We start from the raw sequence: 17,309 nt of genomic DNA, 5'->3' as shown, positions 1-17,309 counted from the left end.
TTTTTCCGTACCGCTGCCCGCTCGCTGCCGCCCTCACCGCCCGCTCGTCGCCGCATCCGCCGCCCGCGCTACGCTCGGGGCCATGCGCAGCCTGGAGTTGATCGACAGCTGGCCCGTGTCCACCGCCGCCGCTGCCGTGGTCACCGCCGACGGCCGCACCTTTGCCCGCGGCCCCGCGGCGCGGCCGTTCCCGCTGGCCTCCGTCACCAAGCCGCTGGCGGCGTACGCGGTGCTGATCGCCGTGGAGGAGGGGGCGACGGAGCTGGACGAGCCGGCGGGCCCGCCCGGCGCCACCGTGCGCCACCTGCTGGCGCACGCCTCGGGACTCGCCTTCGACGAGCACCGCGTGGTGGCGGAGCCCGGCACGCGGCGCCTGTACTCCAACGCCGGGTTCGAGGTGCTGGGCGACCACGTCGCCAAGGCCACCGGCATGCCGTTCGCGGAGTACCTGCGGCAGGCGGTGCTCGACCCGCTGGGCATGACGGGCACCGGCCTGCCCGGCTCGCCCGCGAAGGACGGCGTTGCCACGCTGGACGACCTGAGCCGGTTCGCCGCGGAGCTGCTGGCCCCGCGGCTGCTGGCGCCGCAGACGCTGGCGGAGGCGACCGCGGTGGTCTTTCCCGGGCTGAGCGGGGTGCTGCCCGGCTTCGGCCATCAGCGGCCGAACGACTGGGGTCTTGGCTTCTCGCTGCGGGATCACAAGTCCCCGCACTGGACGGGCGCCACGTCCTCGCCCGGCACGTTCGGGCACTTCGGCCAGTCCGGGACGTTCCTGTGGGTCGATCCGGCCGTGCGGGCCGCCTGCGTGGTGCTGACCGACCGGGCCTTCGGCCCGTGGGCCGCCGAGGCGTGGCCCGCGTTCACCGACGCGGTGCTGGCGGAGCTGCCCGCGGTCTGAGCACGTTCCGGTTCTGCCGCGGCCCGCGGGGGCCGCGGCCTCACAGGCCGCAGCTAATCAAACTTGACTAGACTGGCGGCGTGACCGAGAAGATGATTCCTCTCCTCCCCTGCCGCGACGTTCAGCCCGTGGTCGACTTCTACACCGCCCTCGGCTTCGAGGTGACCTACCTCCAGAAGAGCCCCTACGCGTACGCCGTGGTCGAACGGGGCACCATGGAGCTCCAGTTCTTCGCCATGAAGGAGTACGACCCGGCCGAGTCCTACAGCGGCTGCTACATCCTGACCGACGAGGTCGACGCCCTCCACGAACGGTTCCGCGCCGGCTGGAAGGCGGCGTTCGGCAAGGTCCCCGCCCGCGGCATACCCCGCATGGGGCCGGTGCGGGAGATGTCCTACGGGGTCAGGCAGTTCATCGTGACCGACCCCGCGGGCAACAGCATCCGCATCGGGCAGCCGAACGGTGGCGGCCCCGACCACGCGCCGCCGCCGAAGGAGACGTTCGCCCGCGCGCTGCACTTCGCCGTGACCTTCGCCGACTCCAAGGAGGACCCCGAGGCCGCCGTCAAGGTCCTGGACCGCGTGCTGGCCCTGCGCAACGAGAAACCCACCGCCGTTCAGCGCTTCCGCATCCTGGTCCTCCGCGGCGATCTCGCCCACCGCCTCGGCCGGGACGAAGAGGCCGCCGACTGGCTGGCACAAGCCGCCGAAGTCCCCCTCGACGAGGCGGAACGCGCCGCCCTCACCGACGAAACCCGCCGCCTCGCCGAGCTGCGGCAGTAGTCGCAACGATGCCCGCCGTACTGGTGAACGGCCTCCCGGGGGCCGGGAAGACGACCCTGGCCAGGGCGCTGGCGGACGAGCTGGAGCTGCCGCTGTTCGCCAAGGACGCGGTGAAGGAGACCCTGGCGGACGGCCTGGCGCGGGTGCGGCCCGCGGGACTCGACCCGCAGGAGTGGAGCCGCGCGCTGGGCGCGGCCGCGGCCGAGACGCTGTGGACGCTGCTCGGCGAGGCGCGCGGCCGGGCCGTGTTGGAAAGCCCGTGGCTCGCGCACCTGCGTCCGGTGGTCGTGGCCGGGCTGCGGCGCGCGGGCGTGGCACCGGCCGGGACGCACGAGGTGTGGTGCGAAGTGCCGGTGGAGCTGGCGCGGACGCGTTTCACCGCGCGCGCCGGCGCGCGGCACGGCGTGCACGCCGCGGGCAGCGGGGCGACCGACGAGGAGTGGCGGTTCTGGGCGCGGCACGCACGACCGCTCGCCCTGGGCACGGTGCACCGCGTGGACACCTCGGTTCCGGTCGACGTGGCCGCCCTGGTCCGCCTGATGTGACGGCGGGCCGGGGGGCCTCGGGTGGGTCAGATGCCGGTTTCCTCGGTCAGGTCCTCCAGGTCCTCCAGGCCGGGCCAGAGGAGGTCCTGCTCGGTGGTGTACGAGCACCAGGTGTAGATGTAGTCGGCGTCGAGTCCGGTGGTCTCGGCCAGGTTGCTGGCGGACAGTTCGGGCGAACGGTGCAGGAAGTGGTAGTCACCCGCCGGGAGTTCCAGCGTGGTGCTGGGATAGTCGATGTTCGCCGTGCACGAGTCCGTGCCCGGGTCCGCCGGGTAGATGGAGCAGTCCGGGCAGGGCGCCACCGTCTCGCTTCCGGTGCGCGGCCCGGTCCACAGCAGCTCCAGCTCGTTCGGCGAGTCGTTCAGCACCTCGACGATCACGGTCGCGCCGCCCCCGCCGGAGCCGGGCGCGGGCGGCAGTTCCTCGCCCGCGGCCGGGAGTTCGGCCGCGATCTGGGCGGCGATCAGGATGTCCCCTGCGTGGCCGGCGCGGTCGTGCTCCGGGTGGTCCGTCACCAGCTCGGTCAGCGAGGTCTCGGCTCCGGTGTAGTCGCCGGAGAGGAACCGCGCGCTGCCGCAGGCGAACAGGCCGTCCGGGACCGGCGCTTCACCCCCGGCGGCCAGCTGGCCGAAGTCGTCCCCCGGCAGTGCCGCCAGCAGCGTGTTGTAGCCCCGCAGCTCCTCGAGCGACTCGCAGGGCGCGTCCCCGGCCAGCCCGTCGACGGCCGTGTCCCGCAGGCCGCCGAGCTCCTCGGCCAGACCCGTGGCGTACGGGGACTCCGGGTGGTCGTTGAGCAGTTCGCCGAGCGGCTCCTCGGCGCCCGTCATGTCCGCCTGCCCGGTCCGCGCGATCCCGCAGCCGTGCAGCGGCTCCGGGAGGTCGCCGCCCGCCCGTTCGGCCAGCCGTCCGGCCTCCGGGTCCTCGAAGTCGTCCGGCAGGTCCTGGAAGAAGCGCAGCGGCGCGAGCGCCGCGCAGGCGTCCTCCCCCGGCCGCTCCTCGGTGGCCCGGCCGTAGAGCGCGTCGAGCCGGTCGGGCACCTCGGCCGCCGCGTCGGTGTCCGGGTGGTCGCCGCGCACGGCCAGGTACTCGGTGAGGGCCGAGCGGTAACGGTCCTCCGCGCCGTCGAACGACGAGCCGCCGGCCCGTTCGACCAGCCCGTCGGCCGCGGTCAGCCGGTCCTGGAGCGCGCTTTCGAGGGCCCGTTCCTGCGCGTCGTTGAACAGCACGGTGCCGCTGGCGGGCAGCGCGAGCAGCAGCACCCCGGCCGTCACCGGCGTCAGCAGGGCGCGGCGGCCGGGCGCCGCGGGGCGCGCCAGCCGCCACGCGTCGGCGGCGAGGACCAGGAGACCGGCCGCGTACAGCACGGCCCACCACCCGGACATGCCCTCGGCCGGCACCGGGAGGGCGACGAACAGCAGGGCGCCGGTCAGCAGCCAGGCGGCCACCGCCCGCCGCCAGTGCCGCAGGTACAGGTAACCGGCGCCCAGGCCACTGAGGTTGAGCAGTGCCGCGGTGGCCGCGACGCCACGGTCCCTGGGCAGGCCGACGGTGGGCGGTTGCGGGGGCGGCGGGGGGATCGGTCTGTCGCTGCCTAAGACGGTCATCTCGGTCTCCTCGTGCGCTCACTCGGGAACGGTGGCGCGCGGCCGTACGCGCCGTGGGTGCCTGCCGCGGGGGCTGCCTCGAGGGCTGCCGTGGGTACCCGCAAAGAAACCGACGGTGACGGGCGGGCGCGCGGTTCCCGCGGGCGCGCATCCTTCCGGAGCCGCGGCGGTCAGCGCGCCCCGCCGGCGCTCCCCAGCTCCCACACCAGCAGCTCCGCCGGGCCCTCCGCGGCGCACAAGGCCAGTTCGCCGGCCCCCGTCAGCCGCGCCGCGTCGCCCGCCGACAGCCGTTCGCCACCGCCCAGGACCGCGGTGCCGCGCACGGCGTGCACGTAGACCAGCGGCGCCGCGGGCACCGCGGTGCGCTCGCCGGCGGCCAGCCGCCGCACGTGCAGCACCGCGTCGGTGCGCGGCAGCGCGTACGGGGTGCCGTCCGCGATGCCGCGGACCACCTCGTACTCCGGCTCGCCGCCCGGACGGTCGGGAATCAGCCACATCTGCACGAAACGCAACGGCTCCTCGCCCGCGTTCCGTTCGGCGTGCCTGGTGCCGGAGCCCGCGGTCAGCCGCTGCACGTCGCCAGGACCGATGACCGTGGCCCGCCCCTCGGCGTCCTCGTGGCACAGCCGCCCCTCGGCCACCCAGCTGACGATTTCCACGTCCCGGTGCGCGTGCGGCGGGAACCCGGCGCCGGGCGCCAGGCGTTCCTCGTTGCAGGCCGTCAGCGCGCCGAAGCGCACGTTGTCCGGATCGTAGAAGGCGCCGAAGGAGAACGCGTGCCTGGTGTCGATGCCGGCGGCCGGGTCGCCGCCGCGGTAACGCACGTCCGCGCGCCGTACCTGAAGCATGGAATCACCGTATCCGTCGGCCGCACCCACCCCCGCCGGGTATGAGCGGACGGGAAATGAGGCAGGCTGGTCCCCGTGTCCGATGCCGATGATGAAAAACAGGCGCACGCCGCCACGGTGCGCAGACTGGAGCAGTCCTCGGGAAAGCTGGCCGCCGCCGCGATCGCGCGCATGGACGACCAGTTGCCCTGGTACCGCGCCATGCCCCCGGAGAACCGCTCCTGGATCGGGCTCGTCGCCCAGGCCGGAATCGCCGCGTTCACCGAGTGGTTCCGGCACCCGGACACCCCGCAGGCCATCAGCACCGACGTCTTCGGCACCGCCCCGCGCGAGCTGACCAGGGCGATCACACTGCGGCAGACGGTGGAGATGGTGCGCACCACCATCGAGGTCGTGGAGACCGCGGTCGACGAGCTGGCCATCCCCGGTGGCGAGAGCGCGCTGCGCAACGCGCTGCTGGTCTACGCCCGCGAGATCGCGTTCGCGACCGCGCAGGTGTACGCGCAGGCGGCCGAGGCGCGCGGCGCCTGGGACGCGCGCCTTGAGTCGCTGGTGGTCAACGCCGTGGTCTCGGGCGAGGCGGACGAGAGCGACGTCTCGCGGGCCGCCGCCCTGGGCTGGAAGGCTCCCGAACATGTGACGGTGGTGCTGGGCAACGCGCCGAACGGCGACAGCGAGCTGACCGTCGAGGCGATCCGCCGGGCCGCCAGGTACGCCAAGCTCCAGGTGCTCACGGGCGTGCTGGGCAAGCGGCTCGTGGTCATCGCCGGCGGCAGCGACGACCCGGTGCAGGCCGCGAAGGCGCTGATCGGCCCGTTCGCGTCCGGGCCCGTGGTGGCCGGGCCGCTCGTCGGCGACCTGCTGGCGGCGACCCGCTCCGCACGGGCCGCCGCGGCCGGGCTGCGCGCCTGCGCCGCCTGGCCGGACGCGCCCCGCCCCGTGCTCGCGGACGACCTGCTGCCCGAGCGCGCGATGGCGGGCGACCCGGCGGCCAGGACCCTGCTGGTGGAGGAGATCTACAGACCGCTCCAGGAGGCGGGCTCCGCGCTCCTGGAGACGCTGAGCGTCTACCTGGAACAGGCCAGCAGCCTGGAGGGTGCCGCCAGGATGCTTTTTGTGCACCCCAACACCGTTCGCTACCGTCTCCGGCGCGTGACCGATGTCACCGGATGGCCCCCGTCGGACGTCCGATCGGCCTTCACCCTGCGCATCGCGCTCATGCTCGGTCGCCTCGCCGACGAAGAACTCCGCTCATAGGTTTTGTTCGGCTTCGACAAATCCCTCGACGGTTCTTCGTTCTCGCCGCCACCGGCGGTGAGCGGCGCCTACGGGAGAGAGTGAGAGCGTGCTCGTACTCGTCGCTCCCGGCCAGGGCTCCCAGGCACCTGGCTTTCTGAACCCGTGGCTCGAACTGCCCGGCGTCGCCGACCGCCTGCGCGGCTGGTCCGACCTCGTCGGCCAGGACCTCGTCCGGCTCGGCACCAAGGCCGACGCCGATGAGATCCGGGACACCGCGGTCGCCCAGCCGCTGCTGGTCGCCGCCGCGCTCGTGTCCGCCACCGCGCTGTTCGACGACGAGGCGCTGCCCGCGCCGAGAGCGGCCGTGGGGGCCGTCGCCGGGCACAGCGTCGGCGAGCTGGCCGCGGCGGCCATCGCCGGCGTCTTCTCGGCGGAGGACGCCATGACGCTGGTGCGCCGCCGCTCGCAGGCCATGGCCGAGGCCGCGGCCGTCTCCGAGACCGGGATGTCCGCCGTCCTCGGCGGCGACCCGGACGCGGTCGCCGCGCGCCTGGCCGAGCTGGACCTGACCCCGGCGAACAACAACGGCGGCGGGCAGATCGTCGCCGCGGGCACCCTGGAGCAGCTGGCCGTGCTGGCCGCCGACCGGCCGGACCGGGCGCGCGTCAGGCCGCTGAACGTGGCCGGCGCGTTCCACACCCGGCATATGGCGCCCGCCGTGGCCGACATGGAAGCCGCCGCCGCGGGCATCACCCCGGGAACGCCGGGCATACGTTACGTGTCCAACGCCGACGGCGGCGTGGTGACGGACGGCGCGGAGGTCGTGCGGCGGCTGGTGTCCCAGATCTCCAGCCCCGTGCGCTGGGACCTGTGCATGGAGACGTTCTCCCGCCTGGGTGCCACCGCCATCGTCGAGCTCTGCCCGGGCGGCACGCTGACCGCCCTGGCCAAGCGCAATCTGCCCGATGTCTCCCGGGTGGCCGTCAAGGGCCCGGATACCCTGGCCGCGGCCCGCGAGCTGATCGCCGCGCACCCCGCGCAGGCCGCCGAACAGGAGCATGGAGCATGACCGCCTCACTCAACGCCCGGCAGGGGGCGCCGTTCGCGCGCATCCTCGGCGTCGGCGGCTACCGGCCGACTCGGGTCGTCCCGAACGAGGAGATCCTGAAGCACATCGATTCCTCGGACGAGTGGATCAGGTCCCGTTCCGGCATCGCGACGCGGCACTGGGCCGACGAGGACGAGACCGTGGCGGAGATGGCGCTGGCCGCCTCGGGCAAGGCCATCGCCGACGCCGGGATCACCGCTGAGCAGGTGGACGCGGTGATCGTCTCGACCGTCTCGCACTTCTCGCAGACCCCGTCGGTCGCCACCGAGATCGCGCACCGGCTCGGCGCGGTCCGGCCGGCCGCGTTCGACATCTCGGCGGCGTGCGCCGGCTTCGGCTACGGGCTGACCATCGGCACCGGCCTGATCGTGGCGGGCAGCGCGCGCCACGTGCTGGTCATCGGCGTCGAGCGGCTGTCCGACCTGACCGACAGGACGGACCGTTCCACGGCCTTCCTGTTCGGGGACGGCGCGGGCTCGGCCGTGCTCGGCCCCTCGCAGCAGCCGGCGATCGGCCCCACTGTGTGGGGCTCCGAGGGCGACAAGGCCGGCGTCATCGGCCAGACGGTGCCCTGGGACCGGTACCGGCCGGGGGACAAGTTCCCCGCGCTGCGGCAGGAGGGCCAGACGGTCTTCCGCTGGGCGGTGTTCGAGATGGCCAAGGTGGCGCAGGAGGCCCTGGACGCCGCCGGGATCACCGTGGATCAACTGGACGTCTTCATTCCGCACCAGGCCAATATGCGGATCATCGACTCGATGGTGAAGGCGCTCAAACTGCCGGACCACGTGGCGGTCGCCCGCGACGTGGAGACCACCGGCAACACCTCGGCCGCCTCCATTCCGCTCGCCATGGAGCGGATGCTGGCGACCGGGCAGGCCAAGAGCGGGGACACCGCGCTCGTCATCGGCTTCGGGGCGGGTCTCGTCTACGCCGCGACGGTCGTTACGCTCCCCTAAGCAAGATCCCATCACCATCCACGCGGTACCCCACCGCAGCATGAGAAGGAGCGCCGCAATGGCTGCCACCAGGGAAGAGATCGTCGCCGGTCTCGCCGACATCGTGAACGAGATCGCCGGCATCCCCAACGACGAGGTGACCGAGGACAAGTCGTTCACCGACGACCTCGACGTCGACTCGCTGTCCATGGTCGAGGTCGTCGTGGCCGCCGAGGAGCGCTTCGGCGTGAAGATCCCGGACGACGACGTCAAGGGTCTGAAGACCGTGGGCGACGCCGTCGGCTACATCGAATCGCACCAGAGCTGACCCGCTCGCCCCGTCCCTGTTCACCCACAGCGCGTGTCGCCACCCCCGGGGGTGGCGCTGCACCACCATCCCCGACTAGCGGAGTAATGATTCCTGTGAACGCGACCAATCGAACGGTGGTTGTCACCGGTGTCGGCGCAACCACACCGCTGGGTGGCGACAGCGCGTCGACGTGGGAGGGCCTGCTCGCGGGCCGCTCCGGCGTCAGCAACATCACCGAGGACTGGGCGGCAGACCTGCCGGTACGCTTCGCCGCCTCCGCCGCCGTCGACCCGGCCGACGTGCTGCCGCGTCCCCAGGCCCGACGGCTCGACAGGACCGCCCAGTTCGCACTGCTCGCCGCCCGGGAGGCGTGGGCCGACGCCGGGTTCACCGCGCGGGCGGGCGAGGACAGCTCGGCGGACCCGACGCGTGTCGGGGCGGTCATCGCCTCCGGCATCGGCGGCGTCACCACGCTGCTGGAGCAGTACGACATCCTCAAGCAGCACGGTCCGCGACGCGTCTCCCCGCACACCGTGCCCATGCTGATGCCGAACAGCCCCTCGGCCAACGTGAGCCTGGAGTTCGGCGCGCAGGCGGGCGTGCACACGCCCGTCAGCGCCTGCGCCTCGGGCGCGGAGGCGGTGGGCTACGCGGGCGAGATGATCCGCACCGGCCGGGCCGACGTGGTGGTCGCGGGCGGCACGGAAGGGTGCATCCACCCGCTGCCGATCGCCGCCTTCGCCAACATGATGGCCATGTCGAAGGACAACGACGACCCCCGGCGTGCTTCCCGCCCGTATGACACCGGGCGCAACGGCTTCGTCCTCGGCGAGGGCGCCGGTGTGGTCGTGCTGGAGTCCGCCGAGCACGCCGCGCGCCGCGGTGCCCGCGTCTACTGCGAGATGCTGGGGCAGGGCCTGTCGAGCGACGCCCACCACATCGCGCAGCCGGAGCCGACCGGGCGCGGCATCGCCGCCGCCATGCGGAATCTGCTGGACGGCACGGACCTCAAGCCCGAACAGCTCACGCACCTCAACGCGCACGCCACGTCGACCCCGCAGGGCGACATCGCGGAGATCAAGGCACTGCGGCACGTGCTCGGCGAGGATCTGGACCACGTGGCGATCTCCGCCACCAAGTCGATGACGGGCCACCTGCTGGGCGGCGCCGGCGGTGTCGAGACGGTCGCCACCGTGCTCGCGCTGCACCACCGCACGGCCCCGCCGACGATCAACGTCTCCGAGCTGGACCCGGAGGTCGATGCGGACGTGGTGCGCGACGGCCCGCGGACGCTGCCCTCGGGCACGATCGCCGCGATCAACAACTCGTTCGGGTTCGGCGGGCACAACGTGGTGCTCGCGCTGCGCACCGTCTGACGCACACGGGCGGCACCGGCAGCGCCGGGCGGCACCCGCGGCCCGCGCCCGGCTCTCCTCCGTGTCCGCGCCGGGGCGGGCCTTCGCCGTGCTACGGGTTCAGGGGCAGCGCACGACCTGCCCGGCCCAGGAGAGGCCACCGCCGAACGCGAAGAGGAGCACCGGGGCGCCCGCCGGGACGGCACGGCGTTCCACGAGCTTGGCCAGGGCCAGCGGAACGGACGCGGCCGAGGTGTTCCCCGACTCCACCACGTCCTGCGCGACGACCGCCTGCGGGGCGTCCAGCTGGCGGACCAGGGCCTCGATGATCCGCAGGTTCGCCTGGTGGGTGACGATCCCGGCCAGGTCGTGCGTGCCGATCCCGGCCCGTTCGCACGCCTCGCGGGCGAACGGGGCCAGCTCCGTGGTGGCCCAGCGGAAGACGCTCTGCCCGTCCTGCGCGAACCGCGGCTGCCAGGCGTCCCGCATCCGCACCGCATCCCGCCTGGCCGGGTCGGACCCCCACACCACCGGGCCGATGCCGTCCGCCTCGCCCGCGCTGACGACGGCCGCGCCCGCGCCGTCGCCGAGCAGCACGCAGCTGGTGCGGTCGCTCCAGTCGGTGACGTCGGACATCTTCTCGGCGCCGATGACGAGGGCGTGCCTGGCCGCGCCGGCCCGGACGGTGTGGTCGGCGGTGGCCAGGGCGGTGGTGAACCCGGCGCAGCCGTTGTTGAGGTCGAAGGCGACGGCGTCCGGTATGCCGAGGCGGCCGGCGACCTGGGCGGCGATGGACGGCACCCGGTCGATGGCGCTGCACGTCGCGACGATCACCTGCCCGATGGCCGCGGGGTCGGTCCCGGACCCGGCCAGGGCCTTGCCCGCCGCGGCCGCCGCCAGATCCGTGACCGACTCATCGCGGGCGATGCGGCGAGCGGAAATGCCGGTGCGCCGGACGATCCACTCGTCGCTGGTGTCGACCAGCCGCGTCAGATCCTCGTTGGTCATCACGTGCTCCGGCTGATGGTGGCCGAGAGCGGAGATTCGCGTCATGAAAGCAATATAGCTACCGATCGGTCGGACTCTATAGTGAATGGCATGAGTCCCCGTCACTCCGCCGCGGAGGCGGCCCGCACGCGCGAGCGCATCATCGAACGCGGACTCGACCTCGCTTCCGTGGAGGGGCTCGAAGGGCTCACGATCGGCCGCCTCGCCGCGGGGCTCGGCATCAGCAAGTCCGGCCTGCTGGGGCACTTCGGCACCAAGCAGGCCCTCCAGCTCGCCGCGCTCGAGCGGGCCGCGGTCATCTTCAACGCGGAGGTCTGGCGGCCGGCCGCGGGCGCCGCACCCGGTCTGCCGCGGCTGCGCGCGGTGTGCGACGCGTGGATCTCCTACCTCACCCGCGGGGTGTTCCCCGGCGGGTGCCTGTTCGTCAGCTCCACCTTCGAGCAGGACGGCCGCAGCGGTCCGGTGCGGGCCCTGCTCCAGCGGCAGTTCCACGCGTGGAACCGGCGGCTGACGGCCGAGGTCCGCACCGCCGTGGCGAACGGCGGCCTGCCGCGGGGAACGGACCCGGCGCAGCTGGTCTTCGAGCTGTACGGGGTGATGATGAGCCTCAACCACGCGATCCAGCTGCACGGCGACCACGCCGCGACCACCCGCGCCACCACGGCGGTCGCCCGCCTGCTCCCCCGGGAAGGACCGGCCGCCCGCCCCGCTCAGCCGGCGTCCGGCGGGAAGCTGGCCCAGTAGGAGGCGGCCATGTCCTGGCCGCCGCGGCCCAGCTCGGAGGCGCGCCGCAGGCGCTCGGCGCCCGCGGCCGCGACGTCGAGGCGGACGCCGGCGGCGTCGCCCGCGGCGACGATGAGGCGGGCGTCCTTCTCCGCGGTGTCCACGGCGAAGCTCGGGTCGAGGTCGCCGGAACGGATGGCCGCCGCCTTGACCCGCAGGTATCCGTTGTCCAGCGGGCCGCTTTCGATCGTGTCCAGGAAGTCCTGCGGGTCGACCCCGAGTCCCGCCGCGAGGGCGAGGGCCTCGGCGGTGCCGTGGGTGAGGGCGAGCACCCAGCTGTTGCAGACCAGCTTCAGCCGGGTGGCCGCGCCCGGCTCCTCGCCGACCCAGACGGTGCGCGCCCCGACGGCGTCCAACGCGGGCGCGGCGGGGCCGCGGGCCGCCTCGGGTCCGGCGGCGAGGACGGTGAGCTGCCCGGCCTCGGCCGGGCCGCGGGTGCCGAGCACGGGGGCGTCGACGAACAGCAGGCCGCGCTCGGCCGCGAACCCGGCCAGCGGCGGCAGTCCTTCGAGCCCCGCGGTCGTGCACTGGAGCCACACGGTGCCCGCGGTGAGCGCGGGAGCGGCGGCGTGCACGGCGGCCAGCGTGGCGGCGCTGTCGTGGAGCACCGTCAGCACGAGGTCGGCGCCGTCCACGGCACCCGCCGGGTCGTCGGCGACGCGGGCGCCCGCTTCGGCCAGCGGCTCGGCCTTGGCCCTGGTGCGGTTCCACACGCGGACGTCGAGCCCGGCGCCGCAGAGGTTGCGGGCCATGGCGGCGCCCATGATGCCCGTACCGAGCACTGCCACCGAGGTCATGTCTGCCCCCTGATCAGCTCTGTCAGACCACTTGGTGAAGCCAGCGGACCGGCGCGCCGTCCCCCGCGTGCCGGAAGGGCTCCAGCTCGTCGTCCCAGGGCTTGCCGAGCAGCCGGGCGATCTCGGCCGCCAGGTCGCTCTCCCCGGTCTCGGCCCGGGCGGCGGCGGCGCGCAGCCGGTCCTCGGGGATCATGATGTCGCCGTGGACTCCGGTCACCGCGTGGTAGATCCCCAGCTCCGGGGTGCAGCTGTACCGTTCGCCCTCGGCCGCGGCCGACGGGTCGGCGGTGACCTCGAAACGCAGCAGGTGCCAGCCGCGCAGCGCGGAGGCCAGCTTGGAGGCGGCGGCGGCCTCCCCCTGCCAGGACAGCTCGGCCCGCCAGGTGCCGGGCGACGCCGGCTGTCTGGTCCAGTCCAGACTGACGCGGGCGCCGAGGACTCCGGCCACGGCCCATTCGATGTGCGGACACAGTGCGCGCGGGGCGGAGTGCACATACAGAACACCGCGTGTCGTCATCGGGACCTCCACTCTTCCCAGCCTGCGCCCACCGCGATCCTCAAGGCGCCCCCGATGACCCCGACGTCGCGCACGAACAGTAAACAGCATTCACGCCATATCTCGGCAAACTGGACAGCGTGTGACGTGCGGTCATCTTCTACTCTTGATGTGGGCGCACGTCGGGCGCCGCCCCTGCCAGGACCCAAGCTACCGCCCCGCTCCGCCACCACAAGGACGTCACCCAGAACACGAGGAGTCCGCATGCCGCCCCGCCGCCGCGCGCGCCGCCGCGCGCTCGCCCTGCCCGTCGCCGCCGCCCTACTGCTGGCGGGGTGCACCTCCGGCGGCCAGGACGGCTCCGAGGACACCGACCGCGGCGCACCCGCCGGGAGCGGCGCGGAGCCGGCACCGGCGCCGCAGTGGAACACCAGCCCTCAGTCCCTGGCGGCCATCGGCGACTCCATCACCCGCGCCTTCGACGCCTGTTCGCTGCTGTCCGACTGCCCCGAGGTCTCGTGGGCCACCGGGACCGACAGCGGGATGGCCAGCCTCGCGCAGCAGTTACTGGGCGACGAGGCGTCGGTGGCGGAGCGCTCGTGGAACCTGGCGGAGTCCGGCGCGCAGGCGGCCGATCTGCCGGCCCAGGCGCGGGAGGCCGTCGCCCACGAGCCGGCGCTGGTGACCGTGATGATCGGCGGGAACGACGCCTGTGCGCCGGACGTGGAGTCGATGACGCCGGTCGCGGATTTCCGCGCGTACTTCACCGAGACGGTGGACATCATCCGCGGCCAGTTGCCGCAGTCGCAGGTGTACGTCTCCAGCGTGCCGGACCTGATGCAGCTGTGGTCGGAGGGCAGCGACTCGATGCTGGCGCGCTCGGTGTGGCAGATGGCCAGTATCTGCCCCTCGATGCTCGGCGACGCGGGCGACGATTCGGCCGCCGCGGAGGAGCGCCGCGAGGCGGTGCGCACGCGGGTGCAGGAGTACAACGAGGTGCTGGCCGAGGTGTGCAACGCGGATGTGCTGTGCCGGTACGACGGAGGTGCTGTCTTCGACTTCGACTTCACCTCCCACCACCTGAGCGACTGGGACTGGTTCCACCCGAGCCGGGAGGGCCAGTCGACGCTCGCGGCACTGGCCTACGAGCAGGTCACGATGCAGGGCTAGGTCCTGTCCCGGCCACCCGGGTACGCGGGGTTCCCAAGCCGTGGGGCGGGGCGTAACCATTGACAGGTCACGCACCCGCTCATTACGTTCTCGTCAGCATTTCGAACGGTTGACGAAATTTCGAACAGCGGAGGTTGACTCCCGTGCGCATCACCGGAATCAGTACGCATGTCGTCGGAACGCCCTGGCGGAACCTCACCTACGTCCAGGTCCACACCGACGAGGGGCTGACCGGAGTCGGGGAGACCCGCATGCTCGGCCGCACGGACGCCCTGATCGGCTACCTCAGGGAGGCGGAGGTCAACCACATCGCCGGGTCCGACCCGTTCGCCGTCGAGGACCTGGTGCGCCGCATGAAGTACGGCGACTACGGGCGGGCCGGGGAGATCGTCATGTCCGGCATCGCCTGCGTCGAGATGGCCTGCTGGGACATCAAGGGCAAGGCCCTGGGCGTGCCGGTGTGGCAGCTGCTCGGCGGCCGGGCCGACGTCTCGGACAACCGGGTCAAGGCGTACGCGAACGGCTGGTACACCGTCGAGCGCACCCCCGAGGCGTTCCACAAGGCGGCGCAGACCGTCGTCGAGCGCGGCTACCGGGCGCTGAAGCTCGACCCGTTCGGCACCGGCAGCTTCGAGCTGGACCACGCCGAGACGGTCCGTTCGCTGTCGCTGGTGGAGGCCGTCCGCGACGCGATAGGCCCCGAGGCCGAGCTGCTGCTGGAGATGCACGGCCGCTTCTCCCCCGCGACGGCGATCCGGCTGGCCAGGGAGCTGGAGCCGTTCGCGCCCTCCTGGCTGGAGGAGCCGGTGCCGCCGGAGAACCTGAAGGCGCTGGCCAAGGTGGCGGAGAAGACGACACTGCCCATCGCCACCGGTGAACGCATCCACGACCGCATCGAGTTCCGCGAGCTGTTCGAGTCGCAGGCCGTCGACATCATCCAGCCCGACCTCGGCCATCTCGGCGGCATCGGCGAGATGCGCAAACTCGCGGCCACCGCGGAGACCCACTACGTCCTGATGGCGCCGCACAACGTAGGCGGTTCTGTGCTCACCGCGGCCAGCCTCCAGCTGGCGGGCTGCACGCCCAACTTCAAGATTCTCGAACACTTCAACGACTTCGCCGACGCCGAGATCAAGAAGGTCGTCAAGAACGCCCCGCAGGTCGTCGACGGCTACTTCACGCTCTCCGAGGCGCCGGGACTCGGCGTGGAGCTCGACACCGAGGCGGCGGCCGAGTTCCCGCAGCAGCAGGCGCGCTTCGACCTGTGGGCCGAGGACTGGCACAAGCGGGACGGGCAGGCCAAACGATGACGACCGGGCGCAGCGTCATCGTCGAGGCGCCGCGGCGGCACCGGCTGGCGACGGCGGACCACCCGCCGGAGCCGGGCCCCGGCGAGGTGCGGGTGGCCGTGCACGCGGCCGGGGTGTGCGCGAGCGACCGCGAGGTGTACGAGGGCACCCGGGCGGACGGCTACGTGCGCTACCCCGTGGTGCCCGGGCACGAGTGGTCGGGAACGGTCGAGGCCGTCGGGCCCGGCACCGACCCGGCGCTGGTGGGCGCGCGGACCGTCGGCGAGGGATTCCGCGCCTGCCAGGTCTGCGCGCGCTGCCGTTCCGGCGAGACGAGTCTGTGCACCGCGGGCTACGAGGAGACCGGCTTCACCCGGCCCGGCGCGTTCGCCGACCACCTCGTGCTGCCTGCGCGGCTGCTGCACCTGCTGCCCGACGACGCCGACCTGACCGCCGCGGCCCTCCTGGAGCCCGCCGCGGTGGTCGCGGCGGCCGTCCTGCGCGCCGCGCCGCGGCCCGCGGAGCGGGTGGCGGTGGTGGGCGCGGGCACGCTCGGCCTGCTCGCCGTCCAGCTGCTGGCCGCCTCCTCCCCGGCCGAACTGGTCGCCGTCGACCCCAGGGACCGGCCGGGCGAGCAGGCCCGTACGTTCGGCGCGGACCGGGCCGCGACCCCGGCGGAGGCCGCGGAGCTGCACGGCCGGTTCGACCTGGTGGTGGAGACCGCCGGCGCGCCCGGCACCGCGCGCGACGCCTGCCTGCTCGCCCGCCGCGGCGGGCGGGTGGTGCTGACGGGCCTGCCCGCGCCGGGCGCCCACGGCATCGACGCCGTCCACCTGTCGGTCAGCCAGCTCACCGTGGCGAGCGTGTTCGGGGCCCCGCCCGCCGCCTGGGCCTACGCGACGCGCGCCTTCGCCGCGGGCCTGCTGCGACCGGCCCCGCTGATCACGCACCGGCTTCCCCTCGAATCGTTCGGGGAAGCCGTCGAGCTCGTCGGTAGCGGCGACCCCGAAGTGGGCAAGGTCCTGCTGGAGCCCTAGGGCGCCGACCTCAACGATCCGAACCGCGTACGAAATTCCGAACCACCGCGAACACTGGAGCACCGTGTCTGAGTCCGCCCCCGCCCATCCCCGCCTTCCGGGCCAGGCCGCCCTGGCATCGCTCGGCTACGCAGCCCCGGTGGCCGACCCCGCCGACGCATCGCCGCACGCCTTCTCAGACGGGGGCGGCTGGCGCACCGAAATACCGTCCGTGGAAGGCCCGGAGGCCCTTCACACCGTGCTGGCCGAGGCGGCCAGGCTCGACGTTCCCATCCACCGCATCAGCCAGGGCAGCGGCGTGTGGATGCTCACCGACGCGGAGATCACCGAGATGGTCGACGCGTGCGCCGCGGCCAACGTGGAGCTGTGCCTGTTCACCGGGCCGCGCGGCTCCTGGGACATCGGCGCCTCCACCCGCACCGCCTCGGGCGGCGGCGGCCTGCGCGCCCGCGGCCACGGCGCGGTGGCCGGCTGCGTCGAGGACGCGCTGCGCGCCGCCTCGCTCGGCGTCCGCTGCCTGCTGGTGGCCGACGAGGGCGTGCTGTGGGTGCTGCACCGGCTGCGGGACCAGGGCCTGCTGCCCGCGGAGACGACGTTCAAGGTCTCGGCCCTCATCGGCCCGGTGAACCCGGCGGCCGTCACCGTTCACGAGGGGCTCGGCGCCGACTCCGTCAACATCCCCTCCGACCTCACGCTGGAGCACCTGACGGAGATCCGCCGGGTCACCCGCGTGCCCCTGGACTTCTACCTGGAGGCGCCGGACGATCTCGGCGGCTACGTGCGGATGTACGACGCCGCCGAGTTGATCCGCCGCGGCGCGCCGATCTATCTCAAGTTCGGCCTCAGCAAGGCGCCCGGCATCTACCCCTTCGGGGCCCACCTGCGCGACGTGACCCTGAGCACCGCGAAGGAACGCGTGCGCCGCGGGCGCCTCGCCCTCGATCTGCTGGCCAGGCTCGGCGCCGACGGCGGCATGTCGCCGCTCGGCTCCCGCCTGCCCGGCCCGCTCAACCGTTTCACCGGCTCCATCGGCTCCGCTGGTTCTGTCGGCGTTGCCGGCTTTGATGAGGTTCCGCCTGCTGAGAGGTCGTGATTGCTCGTGTTC

At 73.4% G+C, this 17,309-nt stretch carries 18 protein-coding genes; 13 read left to right on the top strand and 5 right to left on the bottom strand.

All coding sequences use genetic code 11. The features are described 5' to 3' along the window. Positions 1-82: 82 nt before the first annotated feature. From STBA_RS27015 to STBA_RS27005, 3 genes are all read left to right on the top strand, one after another. A complete protein-coding gene (locus STBA_RS27015) occupies positions 83-898 on the top strand; it encodes a serine hydrolase domain-containing protein (RefSeq protein WP_077061698.1) in 816 nt (271 codons plus the stop codon). 80 nt (positions 899-978) lie between these two features. Then, positions 979-1,680: a VOC family protein gene (locus STBA_RS27010; protein ID WP_077061697.1), complete on the top strand. Its 702-nt coding sequence runs from the start codon at positions 979-981 to the stop codon at positions 1,678-1,680. Between the two features lie 8 nt (positions 1,681-1,688). Beyond that, a complete protein-coding gene (locus STBA_RS27005; protein WP_077061696.1) occupies positions 1,689-2,225 on the top strand; it encodes an AAA family ATPase in 537 nt (178 codons plus the stop codon). A gap of 26 nt (positions 2,226-2,251) precedes the next feature. Here the strand turns inward: STBA_RS27005 and STBA_RS27000 are convergent, their stop codons facing one another. Both STBA_RS27000 and STBA_RS26995 read right to left on the bottom strand, forming a co-directional pair. Continuing rightward, on the bottom strand, positions 2,252-3,829 hold the full coding sequence (locus STBA_RS27000; RefSeq protein WP_077061695.1) for a hypothetical protein: 1,578 nt from the start codon (positions 3,827-3,829) through the stop codon (positions 2,252-2,254). 170 nt (positions 3,830-3,999) lie between these two features. After that, a complete protein-coding gene (locus tag STBA_RS26995) occupies positions 4,000-4,677 on the bottom strand; it encodes a pirin-like bicupin family protein (protein WP_077061694.1) in 678 nt (225 codons plus the stop codon). A 75-nt stretch (positions 4,678-4,752) separates the two neighbouring features. Between STBA_RS26995 and STBA_RS26990 the strand changes: the two genes are divergently transcribed. From STBA_RS26990 to fabF, 5 genes are all read left to right on the top strand, one after another. Next, positions 4,753-5,934 carry a helix-turn-helix domain-containing protein gene (locus STBA_RS26990; protein ID WP_077061693.1) on the top strand — a complete coding sequence of 394 codons (1,182 nt, stop codon included), beginning with the start codon at positions 4,753-4,755 and terminating at the stop codon, positions 5,932-5,934. 88 nt (positions 5,935-6,022) lie between these two features. Next, positions 6,023-6,985, top strand: coding sequence for an ACP S-malonyltransferase (locus STBA_RS26985; RefSeq protein WP_077061692.1), 963 nt, complete (start codon positions 6,023-6,025; stop codon positions 6,983-6,985). Beyond that, positions 6,982-7,980, top strand: a complete 999-nt coding sequence (locus tag STBA_RS26980; RefSeq protein ID WP_077061691.1) for a ketoacyl-ACP synthase III — start codon at positions 6,982-6,984, stop codon at positions 7,978-7,980. Before STBA_RS26985 ends, STBA_RS26980 begins: the two co-directional genes overlap by 4 nt. Positions 7,981-8,038: 58 nt before the next feature. Continuing rightward, positions 8,039-8,287, top strand: a complete 249-nt coding sequence (locus tag STBA_RS26975) for an acyl carrier protein (RefSeq protein WP_077061690.1) — start codon at positions 8,039-8,041, stop codon at positions 8,285-8,287. 95 nt (positions 8,288-8,382) lie between these two features. Then, positions 8,383-9,645 carry a beta-ketoacyl-ACP synthase II gene (fabF, locus tag STBA_RS26970; RefSeq protein ID WP_077061689.1) on the top strand — a complete coding sequence of 421 codons (1,263 nt, stop codon included), beginning with the start codon at positions 8,383-8,385 and terminating at the stop codon, positions 9,643-9,645. A 99-nt stretch (positions 9,646-9,744) separates the two neighbouring features. On the opposite strand, the gene STBA_RS26965 is transcribed toward fabF, so the two are convergent. Next, a complete protein-coding gene (locus STBA_RS26965) occupies positions 9,745-10,677 on the bottom strand; it encodes a beta-ketoacyl-ACP synthase III (protein WP_077061688.1) in 933 nt (310 codons plus the stop codon). A 45-nt stretch (positions 10,678-10,722) separates the two neighbouring features. Between STBA_RS26965 and STBA_RS26960 the strand changes: the two genes are divergently transcribed. Continuing rightward, on the top strand, positions 10,723-11,376 hold the full coding sequence (locus tag STBA_RS26960; protein WP_077061687.1) for a TetR/AcrR family transcriptional regulator: 654 nt from the start codon (positions 10,723-10,725) through the stop codon (positions 11,374-11,376). Here STBA_RS26960 and STBA_RS26955 read toward each other — a convergent pair. Together STBA_RS26955 and STBA_RS26950 are read right to left on the bottom strand one after the other, a co-directional pair. Further along, entirely contained in the window at positions 11,343-12,212 is an 870-nt protein-coding gene (locus STBA_RS26955; protein WP_077061686.1) for an NAD(P)-dependent oxidoreductase, read from the bottom strand. The two genes, STBA_RS26960 and STBA_RS26955, sit on opposite strands and share 34 nt — an antisense overlap. A gap of 22 nt (positions 12,213-12,234) precedes the next feature. After that, a complete protein-coding gene (locus tag STBA_RS26950) occupies positions 12,235-12,729 on the bottom strand; it encodes a DUF3145 domain-containing protein (RefSeq protein WP_077061685.1) in 495 nt (164 codons plus the stop codon). Between the two features lie 243 nt (positions 12,730-12,972). On the opposite strand from STBA_RS26950, the gene STBA_RS26945 reads away from it, so the two are divergent. From STBA_RS26945 to STBA_RS26930, 4 genes are all read left to right on the top strand, one after another. Next, the gene (locus STBA_RS26945) at positions 12,973-13,878 is read left to right on the top strand and encodes an SGNH/GDSL hydrolase family protein (protein ID WP_077061684.1); all 906 of its coding nucleotides are present in this window, start codon (positions 12,973-12,975) and stop codon (positions 13,876-13,878) included. Positions 13,879-14,021: 143 nt separating this feature from the next. Continuing rightward, positions 14,022-15,188, top strand: coding sequence for a mandelate racemase/muconate lactonizing enzyme family protein (locus STBA_RS26940; protein ID WP_077061683.1), 1,167 nt, complete (start codon positions 14,022-14,024; stop codon positions 15,186-15,188). Then, positions 15,185-16,204: an alcohol dehydrogenase catalytic domain-containing protein gene (locus STBA_RS26935; RefSeq protein ID WP_077061682.1), complete on the top strand. Its 1,020-nt coding sequence runs from the start codon at positions 15,185-15,187 to the stop codon at positions 16,202-16,204. Before STBA_RS26940 ends, STBA_RS26935 begins: the two co-directional genes overlap by 4 nt. A gap of 64 nt (positions 16,205-16,268) precedes the next feature. Then, positions 16,269-17,297, top strand: coding sequence for a hypothetical protein (locus STBA_RS26930; RefSeq protein ID WP_253195031.1), 1,029 nt, complete (start codon positions 16,269-16,271; stop codon positions 17,295-17,297). The last annotated feature ends 12 nt before the right edge of the window (positions 17,298-17,309 follow it).

The organism is Streptomyces sp. MP131-18 (assembly GCF_001984575.1).
In the GTDB taxonomy this organism is placed as follows: domain Bacteria; phylum Actinomycetota; class Actinomycetes; order Streptomycetales; family Streptomycetaceae; genus Streptomyces; species Streptomyces johnsoniae.
The sequence above is the reverse complement of the archived record's forward strand: the minus strand, read 5'-3'. Positions and strand labels throughout refer to the sequence as shown.